The following is a 2,851-nucleotide window of genomic DNA, read 5'->3' on the forward strand; positions in this document are numbered from 1 at the left end:
ACGCGGTTGCGGATGCTCATGAACGCGGCTGAAAGCCGGATTTCCTCGGTCCTTGGGTAAGGCAGGCCGACCTCGATGATCTCCTTCAGCCGGCCGGGCCGCGCCGCCATGACGATGACGCGGTTGGCGAGATAGACCGCCTCGTCGACATCGTGGGTGATGAACATCACGGTGCGCCGCTCCCGGCTCCAGGTGTCGAGCAACTGGTCCTGGAGCTGCACGCGGGTCAGCGCGTCGAGCGCGCCGAAGGGCTCGTCCATCAGCAGGATGGACGGATCCACCGCGTAGGCCCGGGCAATCGCGCAGCGCTGCTTCATGCCGCCAGACAGCGTCTTCGGCAACGCATCGGCGAAGTCGCCGAGGCCGACAAGGTCGATGAAGCGCTCGGCGATCTGCCTGCGGCGCGCCGCCCCCTCGCCCTTGATGCGCAGCCCGAACTCGACGTTCTGGCGCACGGTGAGCCAGGGAAACAGCGCATATTGCTGAAAGATCATGCCGCGCTCCGGGCCCGGCCCCTCGACCGCCTTGCCGTCGACCAGCACGGTGCCCTCGCTCGGCTTCAGCAGGCCGGCCGCGATGTTGAGCGCCGTCGACTTGCCGCAGCCGGACGGGCCGACCACGGTGACGAACTCGCCGTCGGCGATGTCGAGCGACAGCCGGTCGAGCGCGATGAAAGCATTGTCCTTGAGGTCGAACCGGCGCGTCACATTGTCGAAGACGATCTTTGGGACGATCTTGGGCGGCATCACACGCGCTCCTGCCAGACGGTGAGCCGGCGCTCGATCACCAAGAGGATGCGATCCATGGCAAGGCCGAGAATGCCGATGGTGATCAGGCTGACGAAGATGGTCGGTAGGTCGTAGTAGAGCTGCGCCTGCTGCATGCGGAAGCCGAGGCCGGTCTGCGCGGCGATCAGTTCTGCGGCGACCAGCGTCGCCCAGGCCGAGCCGAGGCCGATGCGCACACCAACCAGGATGAACGGCGTCGACGCGGGAATGATGACGCGCAGGAAGATGGTCAGATCCCCCGCGCCGAGCACGCGCGCTGCGTTGATCATCGTCTTGTCGACGCTGATGACGCCCTGATAGGTGGCGACGACGCTGGCCAGGAAGGACGCCAGGAAGATGACGAAGATTTTCGGCGTCTCGTCGATGCCCATCGTCACGATCGCCAGCGGAATGATGGCAAGCGGCGGGATCATGCGGAAGAACTGCAGATACGGCTCGATGAGCGAACGCGCGACCTTGTACCAACCCATGACGAAGCCGACCGGGATCGCCAGGATGACGCCGAGGAGAAAGCCGGTCAGCACCCGCGCCAGGCTGGACATGATGTCGGTGGCGAGCTGCCCGTTGGCGATGAGATCGGCAAACCTTGACGCGACCTGCGGCGGCGGCGGCAGCCCCACCGCGCCGCCTGCCGTCAGCACCCACCAGATGGCAATGCCGGCGACGAGCCCGCAAAGATTGAGCGCAAGGCCGGAGTAATCGACGCCCGAACCTTCCGGCGGCCCGCCGCTGGAGCCTGTCGTCTTCGAGCCGCTCATCGCGACACTCCCGAGTAGAAAAAATGGTCGAGCGCCGCCGCGGCAGCACCGATGGCGCCGGCACCGGGACCGAGGCTCGACCGCTCGACCCGCAGCACGTCGCGCATCGGCGGCAGGACGCGCGGCGGAACACCCCGCCTTATGTGATCGATGAAGCTTTCCGGCGCTTCGGCCAGATGACCGCCAAAGACGATCAGGTCGGGATTGAGCAGGTTGGTCGCCGTCGCGATCGCCGTCGTCAGATGCCGGAGCGCGGCGTCCCACACCTCGGGGTATTTCTCCACCGCGGCCAGCAGGTGCCTGGGATGAGGCGTGTCGATATGGGCGGCGCGGGCCAGCGCGCGTTCGGACAGGAACGTCTCCAGGCAGCCCACATTGCCGCAAGCGCAACGCTCGCCATCTTCGACCACCTGGACATGGCCGAGCTCGACGGCCCCGTAGCCGCCGGGGCGGAACGGCATGCCGTTGATCACCAGGCCGGCGCCGAGGCCGGTGCGCAAATAGATGTAGAGCAGTGCGGTCGTGTCGCGCCCGATGCCGTAGCGCGATTCCGCCAGCGCCATCGCGCTGACATTGTGCTCGACCACCACCGGCATGCGCAGCGCCGTTTCGAGCTCGTCGGCGAACGGCACGTCCTTCCAGTCATAGTTGACCGACTGCAGGTTGCGCCGCCGCTTGGTGTCCACCGGTCCCGGCACGCCGAGCCCGAGGCCGATGAGACGCGAACGGGCAACGCCGGTCTTCTTGATCAATTGCTCGACGATCCGCACCACCATGCCGATCACCGCGGCGGGTTCGCTGGTGGCGGTGTCGAAATGCTGCGAGGCCATGGCCTTCGAGGCGGCCCTGAGATCGGTGATGGTGGCGTGGATGGTTCCAGCGCCGATGTGCACGCCAACCACGGACAGGGCGTCGGGCACCAGTGCAACCCCGATCGCGGGCCGGCCGACGGGCGCATCGCCCGCGACAGCCTGGTTGAGCTCGACCACGGTGCCCCCCCTCAGGAGATGGGCCATCAGATGGGTAAGGGCGGTGGGCGACAGCGAGGTGCGCCGCGCCAGTTCGGCGCGCGACTGCGGACCGTCGTCGCGCAGGATTCGCAGGATCGCTCCGTGATGCGCGCCCATTCCTTCCTCCCTATTATTTTCTAATGTTAATAAATTAATTATGCCTGTCAAGCACGGCAAAGCACGGCTTCGCGACAGACGTCGATGCACTTGGGTTTCACCCTTCCCTATCGCAGGAATTAGGCGGCATGGATGCGGAGGGGACTGCAGGCTGGGGCAAGGGCCGGTATTCCCGGAC

General features: G+C 66.3%; 3 protein-coding genes. All 3 read right to left on the reverse strand.

Annotation, left to right across the window (positions count from 1 at the left end):
• Positions 1 to 734 (reverse strand): ABC transporter ATP-binding protein (locus EN935_RS29640; RefSeq protein WP_164771432.1); only part of this gene is annotated, 734 nt, incomplete at its 3' end.
• An 11-nt stretch (positions 735 to 745) separates the two neighbouring features.
• Entirely contained in the window at positions 746 to 1,546 is an 801-nt protein-coding gene (locus EN935_RS29645) for an ABC transporter permease (RefSeq protein ID WP_109660676.1), read from the reverse strand.
• Positions 1,543 to 2,673, reverse strand: a complete 1,131-nt coding sequence (locus tag EN935_RS29650; RefSeq protein WP_109660675.1) for an ROK family transcriptional regulator — start codon at positions 2,671 to 2,673, stop codon at positions 1,543 to 1,545. The genes EN935_RS29645 and EN935_RS29650 overlap by 4 nt, the downstream gene beginning before the upstream one ends.
• Between the last annotated feature and the right edge of the window lie 178 nt (positions 2,674 to 2,851).

Origin of the sequence: Mesorhizobium sp. M7D.F.Ca.US.004.03.1.1 (assembly GCF_003998635.1) — a bacterium.
Taxonomy (GTDB): domain Bacteria; phylum Pseudomonadota; class Alphaproteobacteria; order Rhizobiales; family Rhizobiaceae; genus Mesorhizobium; species Mesorhizobium loti.